Consider the following 22,278-nt stretch of genomic DNA (forward strand, 5'->3'; position numbering starts at 1 on the left):
TCTGGAGCACCGATGCTCAAGCACATCGTCATGTGGAAGTTGAAGGACCAGGCCGAGGGTGCGGACCGCCCGGCCAATGCGAAGAAGATGAAGGAATTGCTCGACGCCTGCGCCGGCATCGTGCCCGGCATGCTGAAGTTCGAGGTGGCGCTGGCCCAGCCGGACCTGGAAGCGACCTATGACGTGGTGCTCTATTCGGAATTCGCCGACCGTGCTGCGCTCGACGCCTACCAGGAGCATCCCCGGCACGTTGCGCTCAAGCCCTTCATCGGCGCGGTGCGCGAGGCGCGCCAGTGCATGGATTATGAAATTTAGGCCCCCAGCATCGACGTAGGGTGCAATATCCCGGAAGGGGCATTGCACGCTGGCCGGGAAGGGGGGTCTTTCAAAGTCCTCCCGATTTGCGACCATGGTGGAATGCCCCTTCGGGGTATTCCACCCTACGCCAGCCGTATATGAAATTGGAAGCGACGCCGCATCCCTGCCATTCACAAACATGCGACTCGACGAGTCACAAGGAGACACCATGAGAACCACACAACAGTTATTCGACCTCAAGGGCAAGACCGCCCTGATCACCGGCGGATCGCGCGGCCTTGGGCTGCAGATCGCCGAAGCGCTCGGCGAGCAGGGCGCGACCCTGGTGCTGTCCTCGCGCAAGCAAAGCGACCTCGACGAGGCGGTAGCGCACCTGAAGTCGCGCGGCATCGAAGCCAGCGCCATCGCCGCCGACCTGTCGCGCGAGGAGGCGGTCGGCCCGCTGGTCGCCGAGGCGATGAAGCGCCTGGGCCACATCGACATCCTGGTCAACAATGCGGGCGCCACCTGGGGTGCGCCGGCCCAGGACTATCCGACCGAAGCCTGGGACAAGGTGATGAACCTGAACATCCGCAGCATCTTCCTGCTCTCGCGGGAAGTGGGCAAGCAGTCGATGATCCCGCGCAACTACGGCCGCATCATCAACGTCGCGTCGATCGCCGGCCTGTCCGGCAACGGCCCGGACTCGATGCAGACCATCGCCTACAACACCTCCAAGGGCGCGGTGGTGAACTTCACCCGCACGCTCGCCGGCGAATGGGGCCGCCACAACATCACCGTCAATGCGCTGGCGCCGGGCTTCTTCCCTTCCAAGATGACCAGGGGCATCCTGGAGCAGCGCGGCGAGGAGAACCTGGCCAGGCGCGCGCCGCTGCAGCGCATCGGCGACGATGAAGACCTGAAGGGCGCGGCGCTGCTGTTCGCCTCCGACGCCGGCAAGCACATCACCGGCCAGATCCTTGCCGTTGACGGCGGCGTGTCATCGGTGCACTGATGACGGCATTCACCCCGAAACAGCAGCCGTTTCCGGCGGAGATCCCGTTCCTGCACGACCTCGGCGTCGAATTCCACGGCATGGCCGACGGCCGTGCCGAGATCGCGCTGACCCTGCAGCCGCGCCACATGAACAGCTGGCATGTGACCCATGGCGGCGTGGTGATGACGCTGCTGGACGTGGTGATGTCCATGGCCGGCCGCTCGCTCGACCCCGATGCCCGCGGCGGCGTCACCATCGAAATGAAGACCAGTTTCATGGAGCCGGGCGGCCGGGCCGGCGGACGCATCGTCGCCAGGGGTCATGCCTTCCATCGTTCCCGCACCATGTGCTTTTGCGAAGGCGAGCTGTGGGATGGCGAACGGCTGGTGGCCAAGTCCATGGGCACATTCAAGTATCTCAAGCGCCCCGACGCCGGCCCGCGCATGGAGCACGGCTGAATCGATCAGGCGCAATTTTCTTTCGCAGTCCCATTACAAGGCGGAGTACTCATGAGCACCTATCAGCAGATCGTCCTGGCATCCCGTCCACAGGGGCACGTCAGCCCCGACAACTTCCGGCTGGAGCAGGCGCCGGTGCCATCCATCACCGATGGCCAGGTGCTGATCCGCAACCACTATCTGTCGCTCGACCCCTACATGCGCATGCGCATGGAAGACGTGAAGAGCTATGCCGCGCCGCAGGCGATCGGCGCGGTGATGGTCGGCGGCACCGTCGGCGAGGTGGTCGAGTCCAGGAATCCGAAGTTCGCGGTGGGCGACAAGGTGGTCGGCATGCTCGGCTGGTCCGAGATGGGCGTGTCCGACGGCACCGGCCTGCGCAGGGTCAAGGACGGCCCGGTGCCGCTGTCGGCCTATCTCGGCTCGGTCGGCATGCCCGGCATGACCGCCTGGTATGGCCTGACGCAGATCATGCAGCCCAAGGCTGGCGAGACCATCGTGGTGTCGGCCGCCAGCGGCGCGGTCGGCAGCGTGGTCGGCCAGCTGGCCAAGCTGCGCGGCTGCCGTGCCGTCGGCATCGCCGGCGGTCCGGAGAAGTGCGCCTATGTCATCAACGAGCTGGGCTTCGATGCATGCATCGACTACAAGGCCGGCAATCTTGCACAAGACCTGAAGGCGGCCACGCCGGACGGCATCGATGCCATTTTCGAGAACGTCGGCGGCGAGATCTTCGACGCCTGCATCGCCCGCATGAATCCCTTCGGCCGCATTGCGCTGTGCGGCCTGATCGCCGGCTATGACGGCGAGCCCATGGTGCTGAACAACCTGCGCACCTTCCTGACGATGCGGCTGTCGATGCGCGGCTTCATCGTGTCCGAGCATCCTGAGTTCTGGCCGCAGGGCCTGCAGGAGCTGGCTGAGCTCGTGGGCGGCGGCAAGCTGAAGTTCCGCGAGTCGGTGGCCGAAGGGCTGGCCGCTGCGCCGGAGGCATTCATCGGCCTGCTCAAGGGCAGGAATTTCGGCAAGCAGCTGGTCAAGCTATCCTGACCGGGCGCGCCATGACTGACATCATCCTGCACCACTATCCGACATCGCCCTTTGCGGAAAAGGTCAGGCGTGTGCTGGCCTGGAAGAAGCTGCCGTGGAAGTCGGTGATCATCCCGATCATGATGCCCAAGCCGGACCTGCTGCCGCTGACCGGCGGCTACCGCCGCACGCCGGTGATGCAGGTCGGCGCCGACGTCTATTGCGACACCGCGCTGATCTGTGCCGTGCTGGAGCGTATCGCGCCATCGCCCAGCCTGTATCCGGCCCCGGTGGCCGGGCAGGCCAGGCTGCTGGCGCAGTGGGCCGACAGCACCCTGTTCTGGACTGTGATTCCCCATGTGTTCCAGCCGGCGGGCGTGCAAAGCGTGTTAGGCCACCTGACACCGGAGCAGATGCAGGCATTCAGCGCCGACCGTGCCGCGATGCGCGGCAATGCGCCACGCATGCATCCCGGCGATGCGGCGGCGGCGCTGCAGCAGTATCTGCGCTGGCTGGAGGACATGCTAGCGCACGGCCAGCCGTGGCTGCTCGGCGAAGAGGCGAGCATTGCCGACTTCTCGGCCTATCACTGCCTATGGTTCCTGCGCAATGCGACGGCAGTGGCCGGCATCCTCGACCAGTTTGCAGGGTTGCGGAAGTGGATGAACTCCATCGATGCCTTGCCGCTGGCCGCGCCTGAAAAGCTCGGCGCGGAAGGTGCCTTGCAAATCGCGAACACATCTACGCCGGCAACGCCTGGCGCCGCCTTCGTCGACACCCATGGCATTGCGCCGGGCACGCTGGTGACGGTAACGCCGGCCGATTATGCGCAGGACCCGGTGGCCGGCGAACTGGTCGCCGCCACCGACAGCGAATATGCGGTGCGGCGCAAGGACGACCGGGCCGGGGAAGTGGTCGTGCATTTCCCGCGCATCGGCTACCAGCTGCGGCGGGCCCAGTAGAACGGTACGGCCATCCACGGCCGTCTGAACAATGCGGCGCCGACCCGGGCGCACAACCAAAGGAGACAAGATGCATACATTCGAGAACAAGGTCGCCGTCATCACCGGCGCAGCAAGCGGCTTCGGCCGGGAATTCGCCAACATCGGCGCGCGGCTGGGCATGAAGCTGGTGCTGGCCGACGTACAGCAGGACGCGCTTGAAGCCACCCGCGTCGAACTGGCCCAGCAGGGCGCGCAGGTGACCGCATTGCGCTGCGACGTGCGCCACGCAGCGGAAGTGCAGGCACTGGCCGATGAGGCAATGCGCGCCTTCGGCGCGGTGCATCTGCTGTTCAACAACGCCGGCGTCGGCGCCGGCGGCCTGGTCTGGGAAAACACGCAGGCTGACTGGGAATGGGTGCTGGGCGTGAACCTGTGGGGCGTGATCCATGGCGTGCGCATCTTCACGCCGCTGATGCTGGAATGCGCCAGGAAAGATTCGAGCTACCAGGGGCACATCGTCAACACCGCATCGATGGCCGGCCTGCTCAATGCGCCGACCATGGGCATCTACAACGTCTCCAAGCATGCCGTGGTGTCGCTGTCGGAGTCGCTGTACCAGGACCTGAAGCTGGTCGACGCGCCGATCGGCGCATCGGTGCTGTGCCCTTACTTCGTGCCGACCGGCATATCGGCTTCGCATCGCAACCGCCCGGACGACCTGAAGCAGGACACGCCGCCCACCGCCAGCCAGCGCGCCGCGCAGGCCATGTCGGACAAGGCGGTCGGCTCCGGCAAGGTGTCGGCGGTGCAGGTGGCGGAATGGACCTTCGATGCCATCCGCGATGACCGCTTCTACATCTATTCCCATCCCGGCGCATTGGGCAATGTGCAGCAGCGCATGGAGGAAATCATCCAGCAGAATAATCCCGGCGATCCCTATGCGGCCGCGCCGCACATCCGCGAGATGCTGCGCGAGAAGCTCAAGGGCTGAAACAGTTCCTCAGCTGTTCTGCCGTTCCGTCGTTCCGTCGTTCTGCCATTCATTACACCAGGAGCCGCCATGTCCGCCGCGATCAAGACCGAGCAATTCGCCAGCCTGTCCAATGGCACCCGCCTGCATTACGCCAGCGCCGGCGAACCCGGCCGGCCTCTGCTGCTGTTCGTCCATGGCTTTCCGGAGTTCTGGTACGAGTGGCATGAGCAGCTGGCCGAATTCGGCCAGCAGTACTACGCCGTCGCACCGGACCTGCGTGGCTTCAATTTGTCGGACATGCCGTCCGACCCGGCCCAGTACAAGGCCAGGCTCATCATCGATGACCTGCGCCTGTTGATCGGCGCGCTCGGCTACGACCGCTGCATCATGGTGGCCCATGACTGGGGCGGTGCGATTGCCTGGAGTTTCGCGCTGGCCCAGCCGGAGTTGCTCGAAAAGCTGGTGATCATCAACGCGCCGCATCCCTACCTGTTCATGAAGGCACTGGCAAACGACCCGGCGCAGCAGGCCGCCAGCGCCTACATGAACTGGCTGCGCGCCGAAGGTTCGGAGAAGGCGCTGGCGCAAAACGACTTTGCCATGATGGAAGGCTTCCTGACCGGCATGGGAAAGTCGCCGGCGCCCTGGTTCTCGGGCGAGACCAGGGCCCGGTATCACGCCTGCTGGTCGCGCGGCCTGACCGGCGGTGTCAATTACTACCGCGCCTCGCCGCTGCATCCACCCACCGAAGCCAATGCGGGCCCGGCCCGGCTGGAGTCGCAGATGAAGCCGGAGGATTTCACTATAAGAGTGCCGACCAGGGTGATCTGGGGCGAAAGCGACATGGCGCTCCCCAAGAGCCTGCTGGATGGGCTGGAGCATGTGGTGCAGCACCTGGACCTGGTTCGCATCCCCGAAGGCAGCCACTGGGTAGTGCACGAGCAGCCGGCGCGCATCAATCAGTTGATCCGCGAATTCATCGAGCGCTGAGACCGGCTGCACGGCCGCGCCCGGGTGGCGACGGCCGCATCGGCATGTACGCGACAGTTACAGCAAGAACGTGACCGGCGCCCGCATTGCCGGTGTACCATACCGGTTTTTTCCGCACATGACGCCTGATGAGTTCGTCCCGCCCGCCGCTCCGGCTCCGCTTTCTTGTTCCGCCCATGCTGGCCTTGACGCTAGGCGTGGGCGCGGCACAGGCAGACGACGCCGCCGACATTGCGCGCCTTGCCCGCAGCGGGCAGGGTGAGGAAGCCCTCAGGCGCATTGATGCGCTGCTTGCAAGGCAGCCGGCCGACGCCCAGATACGCTTCATGAAGGGCGTAATGCTGTCCGATACGAGGCCGGCGGAAGCCATTGCCATCTTCGTCAAGCTGACCCAGGACTATCCCAAGCTGCCCGAGCCCTACAACAATCTGGCGGTGCTGTATGCGGCGGCCGGCCAGTATGACAAGGCCAGGGCGGCGCTCGACAAGGCGCTGCGTACGCATCCGGCTTATGCCACCGCATTTGACAATCTTGGTGACGTGCATGCACGCCTGGCCAGCCAGGCTTATGACAAGGCGTTGCAGATCCATTCCGCCAAGCCGGCGCCGGCGCAGCTTGCGCTGATGCGGACCCTGACCATGCCGGGCACTCAGTCAGCGTCGCTGGCGGTGGGACCGCTTGCGCCAGTTGCGCCGGCGCCGGTTATTGCCACACCGGCCGCACCGCAGCCTCCTGCGCCACCGGCGCCCGTGGCAGTCGCGCCAAGCAAGCCTGCACCGCCCGCCGCCGCGATCATTGCCACCGCGCCGGTGGAAGCAAAACCTGTGGCGCCTGCCGTGCCGCCTGCCAAAGCCGAGTCCAGGCCGCTGGCGGCGCCGCCGCGCGAGGCAGTGCCGCCCCGGCCGGAGCCGGCGCGGGCCGACGCAGGCAAGCGCCCCGAGCCGCCGGTACGCATGGTCAAGGCCGACAAGGCCGACCGGCCCGATCCCAAGGCGCGGGCGGCGCAGGAAGCCGCCGCCGAAAGGGAAGCCGTGCTGAACGCGGTGCAGAGCTGGGCCAGGGCCTGGAGCGCCCGCGACGTACAGGCATATCTTGCCCATTACGCCCCCGACTTCGATCCCGCCGGCGGCATCAGCCGCAAGGCATGGATGGAAGAGCGCCAGCAGCGCATCGCCGGCAAGGGACGCATCAGGGTCGATATCGACAAGCCCCAGGTCACCACCGAAGGCAACAGCGCCATCGTGCATTTCCGCCAGAGCTATGTGTCCGACCGCCTCAGCGCCACCAGCCGCAAGACGCTGGAGCTGGAACGCCAGCGCGGCAAGTGGCTGATCACACAGGAACGCACGGGCAGTTGATGCGCTTCCGCACACGATTCCTCGGCGGCTGCCTGGCAGCCGCAAGCACATTCCTGCTGGCCGCTCCGGCCGCAGGCACGGCGCGGATGGACCCGGACCAGATGCTCATCGGGGTCTACAAGGACCTCGGCAACCGCCACCTGCGCGATGCGCTGGCCAAGGCCGATGCGCTGGTCACTGCCTATCCGACCTTCCAGCTTGGACACCTGATACGCGGCGACCTGCTGCTGATGCAGACGCAGACGATTAACAAGCTGGGCGCGGTGGAAGGCGCCGCGCCCGACGCCCTTGCCGACCTCAGGCAGGAAGCCATGGCCCGCATGAGGGCCCTGACCGAGCGGCCCGATCCGACCAGGGTGCCGCGCGCGGTGCTCCAATTGCGCCCGGACCAGAAGCGGGTGCTGGTGGCGGATGCCCGCCGTTCCCGGCTGTATGTCTACGAAAACCGCCAGGGCGAATTGCGATTCCAGCAGGATTTCTATATCAGCCAGGGCAAGCTGGGCATCAACAAGGCAAGGGAAGGCGACCAGAAGACGCCGCTGGGCGTGTACTACATCACCAGCCGCCTGGCGGGCCACCGCCTGCCGGACTTTTATGGCGTAGGCGCCCTGCCTTTGAGCTATCCGAATGAATGGGACAAATTGCAGGGCCGGGAAGGGTCGGGGATCTGGCTGCACGGGACGCCATCTCGCAACTACAGCCGGCCGCCCCTGTCTTCCGATGGCTGCGTGGTGCTGACCAACCCGGATCTGCGCGAGGTCTACGCCGGCGTGGAAATCAATAAGACGCCGGTCGTGATTGCGGGCGACGCTGAGTTCGTGCCGCGCCAGCAGGTCGAAGCCGAGCGCGCGCAGGCACAGGCCATGGTGGAAAATTGGCGTGCGGCGCTGGAGCAGCAGGACTTCGAGCAACTGCGGCGGCACTATGCGAGCCGCTTTCGCAGCGAGCAGGCCGACACGCTGGACGACTGGCTGGCGCGCCAGCAAAAGGGCATCCAGCATTTGAACAAGCCAGCGCTGGCCCTGCGCGAGCTGAGCCTGTTCCGTTATCCGGGCGAGGAAATGATCGTGGCCACCTTCACGATGGACGCGGTGTCCGGCGGCAAGCGCTCGTCGATCCGCAAGCGGCAATACTGGGGCCGCGAAGCCGGCCACTGGAAAATCGTGTCGGAAAGCGGCTGGACGGCGTGAGCGTCCGCCTGGGCCACCGCCTTCATGTAACAAGTCAACTGAAAAAGGAGTGTCATGGCACGTGCGGATTTTGCATTCTTCCACCCCTTGCGGGTACGCTGGGCCGAAGTCGATATGCAGGCCATTGTCTTCAATGGCCATTACCTGACCTATTTCGATGTCGCCTTCACGGAGTACTGGCGCGCCACCGGTTTGCCCGGCGTGATGCAGCAGGCCGAGGATGGCCAGGAAATGTTCGCCCGCAAGGCCACCATTGAATATCACGCGCCGGCGCGCTTCGACGACATGCTCGATATCGGCGTGCGCTGTGCCGCGCTTGGCCGCAGCTCGATGCGCTACGTGCTGGAGATCTACCGCGGCGAGGAATTCCTGATTGCCGGCGAGCTGGTCTACGTGTATGCCGACACGGCGCTGCGCAAGGGCGTGGCGCTGCCGGAGGCCTGGCGGTCCCGGCTGGCGGAACTGGAACGGCTTGCGCCGGTGCAGCAATGAGCCTGCACATCGTGATTGGGCCCTGGGAGCAGCAGCGCCAGACTGCGGCCGCATTGCGGCATCGGGTATTCGTGGTCGAGCAGGGCGTTCCGGCCGAACTGGAACTGGACGAGATGGACGCGCAGTCGCTGCATGCGGTGGCCTACCAGGACGGCGTGCCGGTCGCAACCGGGCGGCTGCTGCCTGACGGCCATATCGGGCGCATGGCAGTGCGCCAGGATGCGCGCGGTGCCGGCACCGGCAGCCTGGTGCTATGCGCCCTGATGGATGAAGCACGGCGGCGCGGCGACCGCGACGTGGTGCTGCATGCCCAGCTCAGCGCGCGGGACTTTTATGCCCGCCACGGCTTCGAGGCAGAGGGTGACGCGTTCATGGACGCGGGGATCGAACACATCGCAATGCGCCGTAGATTTTCTCCTGGATAACCGGCGTCTCCCCGGTGCAGGGTTCGGCCAGGCGCTCGGTCAACTGGGCGCTGCCATCCTGCAGCAATTGCACGACCGTCGAGCAGCGCGTGCCGTAGCCAGCCGACTCGATGAATATCGGGGACAGCACCCGTTCCCATTCCAGCGGCACGCCGGTATGGGGCAGGCGGCAGTCGCTCGGACGGGTGGCATCGCTCAGCATGTCGAAGTAGGCGTCGACCGGCGCGCCCTGGCATAACAGGCTGGCGAATTCGGCCTTGCTGCGCAGCACCTTGGGCCACGGCGTGTCGAGGAAGGCATTCGACACGCCGTAGATGCCATGCGGCAGCGGCAAGCCATTGCGCGGATCTTCGGTCTCTGCATTGGTGTACCAGATCAGTTCCTTGCCGTCGCACACCAGCAGATTGAAGCCGTTATAGCGATCGGCGCCTGGCGCCAGCGCCTCGATGTAATCGGCCGCGCTGTCGCTGCCGCGCAGGAAGTCCGACACCAGCGCGCCGCGCGATGGCGCGTCCTGGCGAACGGACTGCGGGTCGCGCACATTGGTCAGCGCAGCGAAGCGGCCGCCGCGGGTGATGCCCAGCCAGGTGCCATTGCCACGCAGGTCGCGTCCGGCATACACATCCGGCTCGTCTGCCCACCAGTGCGCGGGCAAGGCCGGACGCTCATAGAATTCATCCCGGTTTGCCGCCGCCAGCAGGGAAAGGCCAGGGATCACCTGCCACGCAAATACAATCAGGCACATGCTTCCAGGTCCATAAAGAGTTCAGTGTGGCGGCCGCCCGTGGCGAACGCAGCGATGCCGCTCTGCTGGACTGCCAGCTCAAGCGCCGCGGCGAAGTCCGCCGCAGCGCCTGTATAGACCTCCATCCAGGTCTGCATGCCATTCTGTTCGCCGGGACGGCGCTTCAACGCGATGGCGACGCCATGGCTGGCGGCAAGCTGCTGCTGAAACGCTCTCACCCGCGGCGCCAGTGCAGCGACCGCGTCCGGAGCGACCTTGTAATAGACATAGAAATCCATGGGCATGCCGTTCAGGTGGGATCGATCAGCTCATACGGCAGCGTGCCGATGTCCAGCACGGGTCCGGACGCCGAGCCCAGCCGGATGTCGTCGCCCTGCTCGAGCACGGCGGTCTTCAGTTCCACCAGGCACAGCGTGCGGTCACCGATGGCTTCGGCATTGACGATCTGGCCGCAGGGCTGATCCGGGTCGCTGCTGGCAAACACTTCCGTGCCGGCCAGAACGCCGCTGGCAGCGACCTGCGCGGGCAGCATCCGGCGCTTGAGCTTGCCGAGGTACTGGCTGCGGGCGACGATTTCCTGGCCCGGATAGCAGCCTTTGCGGAAATTGACGCCACCCAGGACTTCGAAGTTGATCATCTGCGGCACGAACTGCTCCTGGGTGGCCTGCACGACCAGCGGAATGCCGGCCTGTATATCAAGCGCCCGCCAGGCGGAAGTGGCAGCCGGGCGCAGGTTCCGGACCAGCTGCGGCCAGGCTTGCTGCGCGGTTTCCAACGGAGCGATCCACTGGAAGCGCGCCGCGCCGCCGGCGTCCGGCATGCGGATCAGGGTTCCGGCCGCCTGGTGCGTCACGCCATAGGCAGCGGCAGGCACGTCGGGAAACCAGGGCGCCAGCGCAGCCGCCACGTCCGGGCCGGCCAGCCCGAGCGCCACCTGGCTGTCACTGACATCGGCCAGCTTCGCCTTGGCGCGCAGGATGAACATCTGCAGGCGCTTCTGCACCGCTGCCTGTATCTCGCGTGGCAGCTGCAGCAGGATGGCGTCGGCGGACTTCCAGATCAGCATGGTAGCCAGCAGGCGTCCCTTGGGGGTGCAGTAGCCCGCCAGTCGGGCCCCGGACGAGCCAAGGGACTGGACATCATTGGTCAGCTGGTTGTGCAGGAAGGAAGCGGCTTCCTCGCCGGTGGCGGCGATCAGGCCCAGATGGGTCAGCGGCACGACGATATTCGCGGCGTTGGCCTCGTCCTGGAACCCGAGGACTTCCGGCGAGGTCGATGCAGAGAGGCGGGCGCCTTGGGCGGCCAGGAATTCCAGCCAGGGAGTGGTGCTTGTGCTCATGGGATTAGTTGATTGGCGGATTCACCGATTATCATGACGGCTCGATTATAGTGGCGTCAGAAAAACGCGTTCGGTCGGGCGCGAATTTGAACAGGCGGAGTGGTGTGAAAAAGTTTCTTGCAGTATTGACCGTTCTTGTCGCGACGCTGGCGTTCGGCTTTTACCACTGGGCCGGGCAGCCCATCATGAAAAAGGATGGCGAGGCGATTGGCTTCACCATCGAAGCCGGCAGCGGCGTGCGTGGCGCGACCGAGCAGGTGGCGGCGGCCGGCGTGCCCGTACAGCCACTGTTGCTGGAGGCATTGGTCAGGCTGAGCGGCAAGAGCAGCAGGATCAAGGCCGGCGCCTATGAACTGGAACCGGGCACCACGCCGCGCCGGCTGGTCGAGCAACTGGTGCGCGGCGAATTCGCGCAGCATGCGCTGGTGGTGATCGAAGGCTGGACCTTCCGCCAGATGAGGCAGGCAGTTGCTGAGAATGCGGCGCTCAAGCATGACACGGTCAGTCTCAGCGACGAGGAACTTCTGGCCAAGGTCACGCCTGATTACAAGCATCCCGAAGGCCTGTTCTTTCCGGATACCTATCTGTTTGCCAAGGGCGCCAGCGATCTTCAGATCTACCGGCGCGCCCATGCGCTGATGCAGAAGAAGCTGGAGGAGAGCTGGGCGGCGCGTACACCGGGCCTGCCCTACAAGACGCCGTATGAGGCGCTGATCATGGCGTCCATCGTGGAAAAGGAGACCGGCCAGAGATCCGAGCGCGACCTGATCGCCGGCGTGTTCGTCAACCGCTTGCGGCAAGGTATGATGCTGCAAACCGATCCCACGGTCATCTACGGCATGGGCGAGCGTTTCCGCGGCAACATCCGCAAGCGCGATCTGCAGACCGATACGCCCTACAACACCTATACCCGCGCCGGCCTGCCTCCGACGCCGATCGCGCTTCCGGGCACTGCAGCCATTGCAGCCGCCCTCAATCCGGCACGGACGGATGCGCTGTACTTTGTCGCCCGGGGTGACGGCACAAGCCATTTTTCAGGCAGCCTGACCGAACACAATCAGGCAGTGAACAAATACCAACGCTAGCAATCGCTCCCTTATCCATGAAACCAGGAAAATTCATTACCTTCGAAGGCATCGATGGGGCCGGCAAATCGACTCACCTGTCGTTCGTCGCCTCACTGCTGCATGAATCCGGCCATACCGTCATTACTACCCGTGAGCCCGGCGGCACGCCTCTCGGGGAACAACTGCGTGGCCTGTTGCTGAAGGAAAAAATGCATCTGGAAACCGAGGCGCTACTGATGTTCGCCTCCCGCCGCGAGCATCTCGCCGAGGTAATAGAACCAGCGCTTGCCCGTGGCGACTGGGTGGTTTCCGACCGTTTCACTGATGCCACCTTCGCCTATCAAGGCGGCGGCCGCGGACTGGCGCGCGAGAAGCTCGATGCGCTTGAGGCCTGGGTGCATCCGCATCTGCAACCGGATCTGACCCTGCTGTTCAATGTGCCGCTTGAAGTGGCGCGGGCCCGGCTTGATAAATCGCGCGAACTCGATCGTTTCGAACAGGAGCAGGCGGCGTTCTTTGCTGCTACCCAGGCCGAATACCTGCGACGGGCGGAACAGTTCCCGCAGCGATTCCGGCTGATTGACTCCACAAAGCCAATAAGTGAAGTAAATCAAGAACTTGAATCAATTATCAGAGAAATAAAATGAACTTGAAGTTCGTTTCTCAAGTCTCTGATTTTCATATGGAAATGGCAGGAATTTAAAGTGATATATAAAGTGTTCGCGGTTTGCAGGCAATGAGCAGCAAAACCTTACCCTGGCAATCCGAAAGCTGGCTGCAACTGATGCAGATGCGTGAACGCTTTCCGCATGCTGTCCTCCTGCACGGACCGCAAGGCATCGGAAAAACCCTGTTTGCCGAGCAACTCGCGCAGGCGCTGCTATGCGAAGCGCCATTGCCGGATGGGCATGCCTGCGGCCAATGTCTCGCCTGTGGCTGGTTTGCGCAATATGCGCACCCGGACTATCGCCGCGTGCGTCCTGAAAATCTGGAAGATGGCAGTGCTGCCGACGAGTCCGCCACTGAAACCGCCAAGGCCGCAAAGGCGGAGAAAAGCGCGTCCAAGGAAATCCGCATCGAGCAGATCCGCGCGCTTGCCAACTTCATCAACGTGTCAACCCACCGAAGCGGCCGTCGCGTGGTGCTGCTGTATCCCGCGGAGGCACTGAATGCCATCGCCGCCAATGCCTTGCTGAAAACGCTGGAGGAGCCGCCGCCAGCCACGGTATTCCTGATGGTCAGCCACAATATCGACCTCTTGCTTCCCACGATAGTCTCGCGTTGTCGCAAGGTGCCGCTGTCCATGCCGGGCCCGGCGCAGGCCCTGGCCTGGCTGCAGGCGCAGGGCGTGGCGGAAGCGGACAGCTGGCTGGCCGAGCAGGGTGGCGCACCGCTGTCGGCGCTGACGCAGTCGCAGGCAGGGTCGCGCGATGCAATCGAGACGCTGCTCGCGCATCTGGCCAAACCGGCAGCTGAAGCGGCGTTGAAGACGGCCGACCAGCTACAGAAGTCCTCGCCGGCAGAGGTGACTTCCTGGCTGCAGCGCTGGCTTTATGACGTGTTTTCCGTCAAGTTTTCCGGAAAGATCCGTTATTATCCAAAACACCGTCGGGAAATCGATGCGCTTGCCATGCGTGCAGACCCGGTCAAGCTGCTGGCGGTGATGAAGTCGATGAATGAAAGACGAGCCATCGCGGACCATCCGCTGTCGCCCAAACTGTTCATCGAAGACATGTTGCTGGATTACTCCACCGTTTTTGCATAGGTTGGCCATGGCAGAAATCAGCGGCGCCACGCCGCCCCGTCCCTCCGTCCTCTCGCTTTCCGTCAAGGAAAAAGCAGCGCTTTACGCTGCCTATATGCCTTTTCTGGCGAACGGCGGCATTTTTGTTCCTACCAGTCGCAGCCACCAGTTGGGTGACGAAATCTACCTGATCCTGTCGCTGATGGACGATGCCAGTAAATATCCGATTGCGGGCAAGGTGGTATGGGTAACGCCCGCCGGTGCCCACAACAACAAGTCGCCGGGCATTGGTGTGCATTTTCCAGCAGATGAAAGCGGCCAACGCACGCGTCAGCGTATTGAAGAAATTCTGGGCGCAGCCATTACGTCTTCGCGGGCTACCCATACTCTCTGAAGATTCATTGCGGTTTCAGTGACGTTCGAACTTTCCGGGACTGAGCGTGCCTGGCAGGCAATCGGCCCGAAAATGCCTTGCGATGGTTGCCGAAAAATAGAAAGGGAAGCCAGGCAGGGCGCCGGCTTCCCAAGCAGCGATCAGAAGAAAAGCTGTTTAGAACTTGTAGCGCAGGCCAACCGAAACCATCTGCGCCTTTGTATTACCGTCATTCTCATCAATCACCTTGCCAAAGTTTTCGTACTCTGCCACCACGCTCATATTCTTGGCAAAGCTGTATTCGGCACCGACGCCGAACATCGCGGTGGTATTGGTACGGCTCATGCTCTCGCTCATGCCGTTGAACCGCGCCGTGACCTTGCCATTGTTGCCAGTAATACCAGCTTTCGCAAACACTGAAAATTCCGGGCTCAGCGGCAACGCTGCAGTTCCTGCGACGTACAAGGCGCGGGCGCGATAGTTGAGGGAAACAGTGTTGAAGCCGTCTGTATCCGAATCGCTAATCTTGCCGAGACGGACATAGCCGGCTTCTATGCCGAAGTTTTCATCGAATGCGTAGCCGCCGTAAAGCTTGACAGCGGTCTTGCGCTCCTTGCCCGATTCGCCATCGATAGACAGCTTGTGCTGGGCGCTGCCAATATTGGCGCCAAGATAAGCGCCAGCGGCGTGGGCCGAAGCGGAAAACAGGAATGCAGAAGCGAGCATTGCGGCGATAAAAGTTTTATTCATTATTTTTCCCTGAAAATACCTTCAATGGATTTGCCTTTGGATTTTAACTACCGGTGGTACCCTTTTCCGGGTGATCGATTGTAACAAGACGTGCGTTGATTGCAATTTGGAAATATAAATATATTTTCGACATCAAACTTCGTTGTATCTCTGCTACCTTTCCTGTCGATACCATTGTCGACGCCATCCGGAATGGCACCCAACCGTTACACGTGCAGGCCGATCACGCTGTCCGTATAACAGTCAAGAAGCAACATCGTGACAGGCTGACCAGACTCGTTTGCCATTGCGTACAATGGCGCCCTATGTTTATCGATTCCCATTGCCACATTAATTTTCCCGACTTTGCCGAGCGCATGCCGGAACTGCTCAACCACATGGCGGAGAACCGGGTCACCCACGCGCTGTGCGTATCCGTAGACCTTCCCGAGTTCCCTCAGGTGCTGGAACTGGCCGAGCGGCATGCGCATATTTATGCGTCGGTCGGCGTTCATCCTGACTATCCGGATACCCCGGAACCTTCGGTCGATGACCTGGCCCGGCTTTCCAACCACCCGAAAATCATTGCCATTGGCGAGACCGGCCTGGATTACTACCGCCTCGAAGGCGACCTGGAATGGCAGCGCGAGCGCTTTCGTACGCATATCCGCGCATCGCGGGCGACGAGCAAGCCCCTGATCATCCATACCCGTGCCGCCGCCGAAGACACGCTGCGCATCATGCGCGAGGAAGGTGCAGGCACCGACAAGGGGGGCGTGGCTGGCGTGATGCACTGCTTTACCGAATCGCTGGAAGTGGCCGAAGCTGCCATTGCGATGGGGTTCTATATCTCCTTTTCGGGCATCGTGACATTCAAAAGCGCGCGGGAACTGCAGGCGGTTGCGCGCGCCGTCCCGCTTGATCGCATGCTGATCGAGACCGATGCGCCTTACCTGGCGCCGGTGCCATTCCGAGGCAAGACCAACGAACCGGCCTTCGTCAGGCATGTGGCCGAGTTCATCGCCACGCTGCGCGGCGAACCGCTGGAGCGGATTGCCCATCACACTACCGACAATTTCTTCAAGCTGTTTTCCAGCGCCCAAGTCCATGCATGATGACCTGACTTTTCGCTGTTCCCGCCGCCAGGCGCTGCACTTGCTGGCCATATCGGCGCTTGCCGCCAGCTTGCCTGGCGTCGCGCTCGCCGGTGCGTATGACGACTACTTCACGGCGGTCAAGCTTGATAACGTCAAGCTGGTCCGCTCGCTGCTGCAGCGCGGTTTTGATCCCAACACGGTGGAGGAAGAGCGCGGCGAGACCGGGCTGATTATTGCCGTGCGCGAGGATGCCAGCAAGGTGTTCGAACTGTTGCTGAATACGAAAGAGGTGAACCTCGATGCCCGCGCCCGCAACGGTGACAGCGCATTGATGATTGCGGCCTACAAGGGCAAATACGATGCCGTAAAGACCTTGCTGGACAGGGGCGCGGAGCCTAACCAGACCGGCTGGGCTGCGCTGCATTACGCCGCTGCCATTGGCAGCAACCCGATCGTGCAGCTGCTGCTGGATCGTTCCGCCTACATCGACGCGGAGTCGCCCAACCAGACCACGCCTATCATGATGGCGGCCCGGGGAGGGCATATCCTGACGGTAAAGCTGTTGCTGGACGAGGGCGCCGACCTGACGCTGAAGAATGGCGCCGGGATGACGGCGCTCGACTTCGCCCGCGCTGGCGGTTTCAAGGACATCGTCGAAGGCCTGACTTACCGGCTGAAAAAGGCAGGCAAGCTGTAAGCTGCGCCGCTAGCGCATGCCGGGCCGTTGCAGCATGCGTTCCACCAGCTCGAACAGGCCCTGCGTGACAAGCGCCAGCAAGGCGGAAGGGATAGCGCCGGCCAGCAGCATCTGGTTGTCGTTGAGCGCCAGTCCGACCGCGATCCGCTCCCCGTATCCACCAGCGCCGATGAAGGCGGCGATGGTGGCCGTTCCTACGGTCATGACTGCCGCGGTTTTTACCCCCGCCAGAATCAAGGGCCAGGCCAGTGGCAGCTCCACCAGCAGCAATATGTCGGCCCGGCGCATGCCCAGCGCCTGCGCCGCCTGGCGCAGGCCGCTCGGCACTTGCGCCAGCCCGGCACAGGTATTGCGCACGATAGGCAGCAGCGCGTAGACGGATAGCGCAATCAGGGCTGGCCGGGTGCCGATGGCGCCCAATAGCGGTATGAGCATGGCGAGCAGGGCCAGTGACGGTATGGTCTGCAGCACGCCAGCCAGGCCGAGCACCGGCTGGCGCAAACCGGGCACCAGCGAAGCGGCCAGGCCCAGCGGCACGCCTGCCGCGGTTGCCGCGGCTACCGAGACCAGTACCAGGAAAAGATGCTCCCCCGTCAGCGGCAGCAATCTGTCCAGCAGTTTTGCCTGCAGACCAGCCGGAGCATTACCGGCGCCAGTTGGTTTGGGGCGGGATTCCGCAGGCTGATGGGCAGGGAAATCTTTCAGAAAGCCTTCCGCAGCTTGCGCAAAGCTGCGGCCTTCCAGCTCGACCGCGGCGTTCAGCGCAATCATCCGCTGTTCGTTAATGGCGCCTTCAAGATGCTGCACCGCGCGCCAGGCAACCGGAAAACGTCGGGCCGCATCCAGCCGGTACAGCAGCAGCGCGTCATAGCGCGGAAAATAGCCAAGATCGTCGTCGAGAACACGCAGCCCGAGCCGCCCGATGCGGGCATCGGTCGTGTAGATGTCCATGACGTCGATCTGGCGCGCGGCCAGGGCGTCATACGCAATCCCATGGTCTAGGCTGCGCGGCTGGTTGGTCAGTCCATAACGCCGGGCAAGGCCGGGCCAGCCGTCGGCACGGCCGAGAAATTCATGCGACAGGCCCAGCCTGAGCGCTGGATGACGGGCGAGGTCGCTCAGCCTGACGATGCCCAGTTCCTGGGCCTTCTCCATCGGCATGGCCAGCGCATAACTGTTGTTAAAGCCAAGTGGCACATCGACGCCCAGCCCCAGCGCCGCCAGTTCCTGCCTGACCTGCTGCAGCGGCACCGGCTCGCTATGACGCAGGATTTCCTGGCTGATGGTGCCGAGGTATTCCGGATAAACATCGATGCTTCCAGCCTTCAGGGCTTCAAACACGATGGCGGTATTGCCCAGTCCCTGGCGATGCGTGGCCTGGCCGGGCTGAGCGGAATTGGCCGTGGCGGTCAGGATCTCGCCAAGGACGTAGGACTCGGTAAAGCGTTTGGAACCGACCTGCAGCTTGTCGCCGGCCAGTGACAGCGGCGCTGCGGCGATCAGCAAAATGGCTGCGAGCGTTCGCAGGAACATGAAAGGCATGATGTTTCCGTCATGGTGTTGACGTCTCCGGACAGGCGGCTAGCTTAACCGGAATCGGCCGCTGAAACGGAAGGGGCTTCTGGTACAGTGCCGCCATGAGCAAACTGACTTTGGATCGCATGCTGCAGTCGCAGGGCTTTGGCAGCCGGAAATGGTGCCGGCAACTGGTGGAGGACGGGGAAGTTACTGTCAATGGCGAGCCGGCCGATGACTACCGGCTCGCGCTGGACCCCGACCACCTTGTCTTTACCGTGTTCGGCGAGGAATGGATATACCGGCAACATGTCTACATTGCGCTGAACAAGCCGGTGGACATCGAATGTTCGCGCAAGCCCAGCCACCATCCCGGGGTGCTGACCCTGCTGCCGGAACAGTTCACCTGGCGCGAGGTGCAGCCGGTCGGCCGGCTGGACCACGACACCACCGGCCTGCTGCTGATGTCGGATGATGGCGCCTTCATCCATGCACAGTCGTCGCCGCGCCGGCATGTGCCGAAGGTCTATGTCGCCACCACCCATGACCCGGTCACCGACGAACTGCTTGAGCGGTTGCGCCGTGGCGTGCAACTGCATGACGAACCCGCACCGTTGGCTGCGCAGCGCTGCGCGAGAGTGTCTGAGCATGAGCTGGAAATCGTGCTGGAACAGGGCAAATATCATCAGGTCAAGCGCATGCTGGCCGCAGCCGGGAATCATTGCTCGGCATTGCGGCGCATTGCGATCGGCGGCCTGATGCTCGATGCGCTGGGCCTGGCGCCTGGCCAGTGGTGTTATCTGGTTCCGGAACAACTGGCGCTGCTTGCGCCCGCCGCGCCATGAACGAGATCGCCACACTGCGCCTTGCAAAGCGCCTGGCTCAGGAAACCGGCTGTTCACGCAACGAAGCGCAGCAATATATCGAGGGCGGCTGGGTGCTGGTTGACGGCCAGGTGTGCGAGGAGCCGGGCATGCGTGTTGGACCGGAAAACCGGGTCGTCCTAGCCGCCGGCGCACGCGCCGAAGCCGCGCCTCCGGTTACCCTGCTGTTTCACAAGCCCGTCGGCACCGACACCGGGCCGGCTGGCAAGCCGGACGCCGCATCGATCCTGCCGGCACTGACGCACGCTACCCGCAGCGCCGCTGATCGCTCCGGCATACGTCCTCTGAAAAAGCATTTTGCCGTGCTGCAGTTGGCCGATGGCCTCGAAACCCAGGCCAGCGGATTGCTGGTTCTGACGCAGGACTGGCGCGTGACGCGGCGGCTGGTCGAGGATGCCGCCCGGATCGAGCATGAATACATCGTCGATACCGGCGAGCGGGTAAGTGACGAGCAGCTGGCGCGGATCAACCAGGGGATGCAGTTCAACGGCAAGGCCATCGCCGGTCTGAAAGCAAGCCGACAAAGCGAAACCCGGCTGCGCATCGTGCTGAAAACGCCGCCGCGCGGCCTGCTCGAGCGGCTGTGCGCCGAAGCCGGCCTTGGGCTCGTGGCAATGCGGCGCATCCGGATCGGCCGCTTGCCGCTGGCTGGCCTTGAACCGGGCCAGTGGCGCTACCTGGCTGCTTACGAAAAATTCTAGATTACGAGAGGCTGGCCGAATCCCAGTTTGCGCTGCCGTTGGCCACACGGAAATAGAACCCGTCGTCGGCTGGCGTTGGCAGCGGCGAGGTAAGCGCCTTCAGCAGCATGGCCGGGTCAGGCAGGGACGACTCGAACACGGATCGGGGCAGGCACCGGCATGGCGTGGCGCCGTTGGGCATCAGGATCATGAACATCAGTTCCTGACGGGGCTCCAGTTGCTGGAAGGCCGCATGCAGGATGGCCCATATCTGCTCTATCGTCAGGTCATCCAGCCAGGCGCGACCTTCGACGCGAAGCGCATAGTGATTAAGTTTGCCGGTTTGTGCATGGGGCATGGTTCTTGTCCGTATGTCCTGTGGGTTTCCCGGGGTGGCAGCTTGGCCGCCGCCGTGCATTGCAAGAGCTTAGTGATTGGAAGCGAACGCTGGTTCGAACCCATGGCGCCGCCTGCTGCCGTAGGCGTCGGCAGTCTGCAGCGTGCCACTCAGGTAATCGGTCCGGCACTGGTTACGGCGGACCTTGCCGCTGGACGTCTTGGGCAGGGTGCCTGGTGCCAGCAGCACGATATCGTCCACGGGCAACATATGCACCCGCCTGATCGCATTGCGGATCGCAGTTTCTATCTGGGGCCACTTCTCGCGGCGGCGTATCAGTTCCCGCCGGATTTCGCACACGATCACCAATTTCGGACGCTCCACGCCATCGACGGTGAATGCTGCCGAGGCCGAGGGGCGCAGGCCGCAATGGCTGCGCTCTGCCAGTAGTTCCAGGTCCTGTGGCGCATGGTAGGCACCGCATAGCCGAATCCGGTCAGCCAGGCGGCCGACGACGAAAAGTTCGCCGGAAAGCATGTACGCGATGTCGCCGGTGCGGATGAACGGCCCGTCGCCGTTTTCAAGGAAGGCACCAAAGACCGCCTCGGATACGAGCGGCTCATTCCAGTAGCTCAGGCCTGCAGATTCGCACTGCAGCCAGATTTCTCCGACCTCGCCGTCAATGGCCTGTTGCCGCGAGACCGGATCGACCACGACAATGCGGCAGTCGTCATGCGGCGTGCCGCAGCTCATCACGGGATGGGATATGCCGGCAATGCCGGGCTGGTCCATGCCAGGCCCTTTCCCGGCCAGCACGCCGGTGACATGGCGCCCGGCCTCGCTCAGGCTGTAACAGGGCAGCAAAGCCTGCTCCTTCAGGCCAACCGGCTCGAGCAGATTGAGCAGACGGGCCAGCGTTGCGGCGCGCACCTGCTCTCCGGTGCAAAAGCACACTCGAAGCGACGACAGATCGACGCCACGCAAATGGCCGGGACGCACCTTGCGCAGCAGAATATCGAACATGAAATTCGGGCCGCCGATGGTGGTGACGTGGTGATGCTGAATCAGGTACAGCCAGCGCCCCGGACGTTGCACAAACTGGGCGGGTGTCATCAGCACAGCTGGAATCGCGCTCATCATCGGCTCCAGAACGCCATACATCAGGCCGACTTCATGGAATAGCGGCAGGGTAATCATGCTCACGCTGTGCTTGTCGTGCCCGAAAGACTGGCGAACGGCGACACAGGCCCGGGCCAGGCGGCCGTGGGTCTGCAATATGCCATGCGGGTCGGTCGCAGTACCTGATGTGTATTGGATCAGCGCTGGCGTGTCGGGGCGAATCTCAACCGGCTCCCACAGGCACGGATCAGGCCGGCTGGCAGCATTGTTTTCCTGGTGTATTTCGATTTTGGGAACAGCCGGCGTGAAGCTGGTCGCCATGACGCTATCACTGTCTGTCAGGATGGCGGCCACCTGGGCATGCCGGGCGATGAACTGAATGCGCTGCTTCAATCCCTCCCGCCGCGGCGGCGCGGTTGGCACTGCGATTGCGCCAGCGAGCAGGCAGGCATAGAAGCCGATCACGAAGGCGTAGTTGGTGCGACAGGCAAGCAGGACGGGACTGCCCGCCAGATTTCGCGCCTGCAGGACAACGGCAAGGCTGGCTGCCTCCCATAGCAGATTTGCGCAAGTAAGCTTGAGATGGGTACCTGGAAGGTCGCCGATGAAGTGATAGGCTGTGTCGTCGGGAGAGGTGGCGGCACGGTGAATGAGGCCCTGAACCAGATTTTGCTCTACAGACACGTTTGATTCCACGAACATTCAGTCAATCTCCCGGTAATGTTGGCAAGCGCCGTTTTCGGGATCGAACATTCGTTCACCAACGATGTTTCAACAACAATAATTATTCTTTTTTAACATT

The 22,278-nt window shown here is 63.2% G+C and carries 26 protein-coding genes; 19 read left to right on the forward strand and 7 right to left on the reverse strand.

What is annotated here, in order from left to right; translation table 11 throughout:
• Positions 1-12: 12 nt before the first annotated feature.
• The 11 genes from KTQ42_RS05650 (at position 13) to KTQ42_RS05700 (ending at position 9,150) form a co-directional block, all read left to right on the forward strand.
• Entirely contained in the window at positions 13-315 is a 303-nt protein-coding gene (locus KTQ42_RS05650; RefSeq protein ID WP_217344624.1) for a Dabb family protein, read from the forward strand.
• Positions 316-526: 211 nt separating this feature from the next.
• Entirely contained in the window at positions 527-1,312 is a 786-nt protein-coding gene (locus KTQ42_RS05655) for an SDR family oxidoreductase (RefSeq protein WP_217344625.1), read from the forward strand.
• Positions 1,312-1,752 (forward strand): PaaI family thioesterase, encoded by a 441-nt coding sequence (locus KTQ42_RS05660; RefSeq protein ID WP_217344626.1) that lies wholly within the window; start codon positions 1,312-1,314, stop codon positions 1,750-1,752. The genes KTQ42_RS05655 and KTQ42_RS05660 overlap by 1 nt, the downstream gene beginning before the upstream one ends.
• 51 nt (positions 1,753-1,803) lie before the next feature.
• On the forward strand, positions 1,804-2,799 hold the full coding sequence (locus KTQ42_RS05665) for an NADP-dependent oxidoreductase (RefSeq protein WP_217344627.1): 996 nt from the start codon (positions 1,804-1,806) through the stop codon (positions 2,797-2,799).
• Between the two features lie 11 nt (positions 2,800-2,810).
• Positions 2,811-3,740, forward strand: a complete 930-nt coding sequence (locus KTQ42_RS05670; protein WP_217344628.1) for a glutathione S-transferase family protein — start codon at positions 2,811-2,813, stop codon at positions 3,738-3,740.
• 70 nt (positions 3,741-3,810) lie between these two features.
• Entirely contained in the window at positions 3,811-4,713 is a 903-nt protein-coding gene (locus KTQ42_RS05675; protein WP_217344629.1) for an SDR family oxidoreductase, read from the forward strand.
• A 69-nt stretch (positions 4,714-4,782) separates the two neighbouring features.
• Complete coding sequence (locus KTQ42_RS05680; RefSeq protein WP_217344630.1) at positions 4,783-5,685, forward strand: alpha/beta hydrolase; 903 nt, start codon at positions 4,783-4,785, stop codon at positions 5,683-5,685.
• A gap of 128 nt (positions 5,686-5,813) precedes the next feature.
• Positions 5,814-7,043 (forward strand): tetratricopeptide repeat protein, encoded by a 1,230-nt coding sequence (locus tag KTQ42_RS05685; RefSeq protein ID WP_217344631.1) that lies wholly within the window; start codon positions 5,814-5,816, stop codon positions 7,041-7,043.
• A complete protein-coding gene (locus KTQ42_RS05690) occupies positions 7,043-8,233 on the forward strand; it encodes a L,D-transpeptidase family protein (RefSeq protein ID WP_217344632.1) in 1,191 nt (396 codons plus the stop codon). The genes KTQ42_RS05685 and KTQ42_RS05690 overlap by 1 nt, the downstream gene beginning before the upstream one ends.
• Positions 8,234-8,287: 54 nt before the next feature.
• Positions 8,288-8,725: a thioesterase family protein gene (locus KTQ42_RS05695; protein ID WP_217344633.1), complete on the forward strand. Its 438-nt coding sequence runs from the start codon at positions 8,288-8,290 to the stop codon at positions 8,723-8,725.
• A complete protein-coding gene (locus KTQ42_RS05700) occupies positions 8,722-9,150 on the forward strand; it encodes a GNAT family N-acetyltransferase (RefSeq protein ID WP_217344634.1) in 429 nt (142 codons plus the stop codon). Before KTQ42_RS05695 ends, KTQ42_RS05700 begins: the two co-directional genes overlap by 4 nt.
• Here KTQ42_RS05700 and KTQ42_RS05705 read toward each other — a convergent pair.
• From KTQ42_RS05705 to KTQ42_RS05715, 3 genes are read right to left on the reverse strand one after another with little or no spacing between them, the layout of a single operon-like run.
• On the reverse strand, positions 9,095-9,895 hold the full coding sequence (locus tag KTQ42_RS05705; protein WP_217344635.1) for an NRDE family protein: 801 nt from the start codon (positions 9,893-9,895) through the stop codon (positions 9,095-9,097). The two genes, KTQ42_RS05700 and KTQ42_RS05705, sit on opposite strands and share 56 nt — an antisense overlap.
• Positions 9,886-10,173, reverse strand: coding sequence for a DUF4936 family protein (locus KTQ42_RS05710; protein WP_217344636.1), 288 nt, complete (start codon positions 10,171-10,173; stop codon positions 9,886-9,888). Before KTQ42_RS05710 ends, KTQ42_RS05705 begins: the two co-directional genes overlap by 10 nt.
• A gap of 11 nt (positions 10,174-10,184) precedes the next feature.
• On the reverse strand, positions 10,185-11,234 hold the full coding sequence (locus tag KTQ42_RS05715) for a folate-binding protein (RefSeq protein WP_217344637.1): 1,050 nt from the start codon (positions 11,232-11,234) through the stop codon (positions 10,185-10,187).
• A gap of 104 nt (positions 11,235-11,338) precedes the next feature.
• Between KTQ42_RS05715 and mltG the strand changes: the two genes are divergently transcribed.
• The 4 genes from mltG to KTQ42_RS05735 all read left to right on the forward strand — a co-directional run bounded on the left by mltG (position 11,339) and on the right by KTQ42_RS05735 (position 14,439).
• A complete protein-coding gene (gene mltG, locus KTQ42_RS05720; protein ID WP_217344638.1) occupies positions 11,339-12,319 on the forward strand; it encodes an endolytic transglycosylase MltG in 981 nt (326 codons plus the stop codon).
• Between the two features lie 17 nt (positions 12,320-12,336).
• Complete coding sequence (gene tmk, locus KTQ42_RS05725) at positions 12,337-12,948, forward strand: dTMP kinase (RefSeq protein ID WP_217344639.1); 612 nt, start codon at positions 12,337-12,339, stop codon at positions 12,946-12,948.
• Positions 12,949-13,037: 89 nt separating this feature from the next.
• Entirely contained in the window at positions 13,038-14,066 is a 1,029-nt protein-coding gene (locus KTQ42_RS05730) for a DNA polymerase III subunit delta' (protein WP_217344640.1), read from the forward strand.
• A 7-nt stretch (positions 14,067-14,073) separates the two neighbouring features.
• Positions 14,074-14,439, forward strand: coding sequence for a PilZ domain-containing protein (locus KTQ42_RS05735; protein ID WP_217344641.1), 366 nt, complete (start codon positions 14,074-14,076; stop codon positions 14,437-14,439).
• Positions 14,440-14,595: 156 nt separating this feature from the next.
• On the opposite strand, the gene KTQ42_RS05740 is transcribed toward KTQ42_RS05735, so the two are convergent.
• Positions 14,596-15,168, reverse strand: a complete 573-nt coding sequence (locus KTQ42_RS05740; protein WP_217344642.1) for a porin family protein — start codon at positions 15,166-15,168, stop codon at positions 14,596-14,598.
• Between the two features lie 305 nt (positions 15,169-15,473).
• On the opposite strand from KTQ42_RS05740, the gene KTQ42_RS05745 reads away from it, so the two are divergent.
• Complete coding sequence (locus tag KTQ42_RS05745) at positions 15,474-16,262, forward strand: TatD family hydrolase (protein WP_217344643.1); 789 nt, start codon at positions 15,474-15,476, stop codon at positions 16,260-16,262.
• Positions 16,255-16,941 (forward strand): ankyrin repeat domain-containing protein, encoded by a 687-nt coding sequence (locus KTQ42_RS05750; RefSeq protein ID WP_217344644.1) that lies wholly within the window; start codon positions 16,255-16,257, stop codon positions 16,939-16,941. Before KTQ42_RS05745 ends, KTQ42_RS05750 begins: the two co-directional genes overlap by 8 nt.
• A 9-nt stretch (positions 16,942-16,950) precedes the next feature.
• Here KTQ42_RS05750 and KTQ42_RS05755 read toward each other — a convergent pair whose 3' ends face one another.
• Positions 16,951-18,474 carry a glycine betaine ABC transporter substrate-binding protein gene (locus KTQ42_RS05755; RefSeq protein ID WP_249222866.1) on the reverse strand — a complete coding sequence of 508 codons (1,524 nt, stop codon included), beginning with the start codon at positions 18,472-18,474 and terminating at the stop codon, positions 16,951-16,953.
• Between the two features lie 104 nt (positions 18,475-18,578).
• On the opposite strand from KTQ42_RS05755, the gene KTQ42_RS05760 reads away from it, so the two are divergent.
• A complete protein-coding gene (locus tag KTQ42_RS05760) occupies positions 18,579-19,301 on the forward strand; it encodes a pseudouridine synthase (protein WP_217344646.1) in 723 nt (240 codons plus the stop codon).
• Positions 19,298-20,041 (forward strand): RNA pseudouridine synthase, encoded by a 744-nt coding sequence (locus KTQ42_RS05765; protein ID WP_217344647.1) that lies wholly within the window; start codon positions 19,298-19,300, stop codon positions 20,039-20,041. The genes KTQ42_RS05760 and KTQ42_RS05765 overlap by 4 nt, the downstream gene beginning before the upstream one ends.
• Before the next feature lies 1 nt (position 20,042).
• Here KTQ42_RS05765 and KTQ42_RS05770 read toward each other — a convergent pair whose 3' ends face one another.
• Positions 20,043-20,378: a hypothetical protein gene (locus KTQ42_RS05770; protein WP_217344648.1), complete on the reverse strand. Its 336-nt coding sequence runs from the start codon at positions 20,376-20,378 to the stop codon at positions 20,043-20,045.
• A 69-nt stretch (positions 20,379-20,447) separates the two neighbouring features.
• On the reverse strand, positions 20,448-22,178 hold the full coding sequence (locus KTQ42_RS05775; RefSeq protein WP_217344649.1) for an AMP-binding protein: 1,731 nt from the start codon (positions 22,176-22,178) through the stop codon (positions 20,448-20,450).
• Positions 22,179-22,278: the final 100 nt, after the last annotated feature.

Origin of the sequence: Noviherbaspirillum sp. L7-7A, from assembly GCF_019052805.1 — a bacterium.
In the GTDB taxonomy this organism is placed as follows: domain Bacteria; phylum Pseudomonadota; class Gammaproteobacteria; order Burkholderiales; family Burkholderiaceae_D; genus Noviherbaspirillum_A.

Coding starts and splice junctions, on each gene's coding strand:
- KTQ42_RS05650 (WP_217344624.1), top strand. CDS start 13: ATGCTCAAGCACATCGTCATGTGGAAGTTGAAGGACCAGGCCGAGGGT.
- KTQ42_RS05655 (WP_217344625.1), top strand. CDS start 527: ATGAGAACCACACAACAGTTATTCGACCTCAAGGGCAAGACCGCCCTG.
- KTQ42_RS05660 (WP_217344626.1), top strand. CDS start 1,312: ATGACGGCATTCACCCCGAAACAGCAGCCGTTTCCGGCGGAGATCCCG.
- KTQ42_RS05665 (WP_217344627.1), top strand. CDS start 1,804: ATGAGCACCTATCAGCAGATCGTCCTGGCATCCCGTCCACAGGGGCAC.
- KTQ42_RS05670 (WP_217344628.1), top strand. CDS start 2,811: ATGACTGACATCATCCTGCACCACTATCCGACATCGCCCTTTGCGGAA.
- KTQ42_RS05675 (WP_217344629.1), top strand. CDS start 3,811: ATGCATACATTCGAGAACAAGGTCGCCGTCATCACCGGCGCAGCAAGC.
- KTQ42_RS05680 (WP_217344630.1), top strand. CDS start 4,783: ATGTCCGCCGCGATCAAGACCGAGCAATTCGCCAGCCTGTCCAATGGC.
- KTQ42_RS05685 (WP_217344631.1), top strand. CDS start 5,814: ATGAGTTCGTCCCGCCCGCCGCTCCGGCTCCGCTTTCTTGTTCCGCCC.
- KTQ42_RS05690 (WP_217344632.1), top strand. CDS start 7,043: ATGCGCTTCCGCACACGATTCCTCGGCGGCTGCCTGGCAGCCGCAAGC.
- KTQ42_RS05695 (WP_217344633.1), top strand. CDS start 8,288: ATGGCACGTGCGGATTTTGCATTCTTCCACCCCTTGCGGGTACGCTGG.
- KTQ42_RS05700 (WP_217344634.1), top strand. CDS start 8,722: ATGAGCCTGCACATCGTGATTGGGCCCTGGGAGCAGCAGCGCCAGACT.
- KTQ42_RS05705 (WP_217344635.1), bottom strand. CDS start 9,895: ATGTGCCTGATTGTATTTGCGTGGCAGGTGATCCCTGGCCTTTCCCTG.
- KTQ42_RS05710 (WP_217344636.1), bottom strand. CDS start 10,173: ATGGATTTCTATGTCTATTACAAGGTCGCTCCGGACGCGGTCGCTGCA.
- KTQ42_RS05715 (WP_217344637.1), bottom strand. CDS start 11,234: ATGAGCACAAGCACCACTCCCTGGCTGGAATTCCTGGCCGCCCAAGGC.
- tmk (WP_217344639.1), top strand. CDS start 12,337: ATGAAACCAGGAAAATTCATTACCTTCGAAGGCATCGATGGGGCCGGC.
- KTQ42_RS05730 (WP_217344640.1), top strand. CDS start 13,038: ATGAGCAGCAAAACCTTACCCTGGCAATCCGAAAGCTGGCTGCAACTG.
- KTQ42_RS05735 (WP_217344641.1), top strand. CDS start 14,074: ATGGCAGAAATCAGCGGCGCCACGCCGCCCCGTCCCTCCGTCCTCTCG.
- KTQ42_RS05740 (WP_217344642.1), bottom strand. CDS start 15,168: ATGAATAAAACTTTTATCGCCGCAATGCTCGCTTCTGCATTCCTGTTT.
- KTQ42_RS05745 (WP_217344643.1), top strand. CDS start 15,474: ATGTTTATCGATTCCCATTGCCACATTAATTTTCCCGACTTTGCCGAG.
- KTQ42_RS05750 (WP_217344644.1), top strand. CDS start 16,255: ATGCATGATGACCTGACTTTTCGCTGTTCCCGCCGCCAGGCGCTGCAC.
- KTQ42_RS05755 (WP_249222866.1), bottom strand. CDS start 18,474: ATGTTCCTGCGAACGCTCGCAGCCATTTTGCTGATCGCCGCAGCGCCG.
- KTQ42_RS05760 (WP_217344646.1), top strand. CDS start 18,579: ATGAGCAAACTGACTTTGGATCGCATGCTGCAGTCGCAGGGCTTTGGC.
- KTQ42_RS05765 (WP_217344647.1), top strand. CDS start 19,298: ATGAACGAGATCGCCACACTGCGCCTTGCAAAGCGCCTGGCTCAGGAA.
- KTQ42_RS05770 (WP_217344648.1), bottom strand. CDS start 20,378: ATGCCCCATGCACAAACCGGCAAACTTAATCACTATGCGCTTCGCGTC.
- KTQ42_RS05775 (WP_217344649.1), bottom strand. CDS start 22,178: ATGTTCGTGGAATCAAACGTGTCTGTAGAGCAAAATCTGGTTCAGGGC.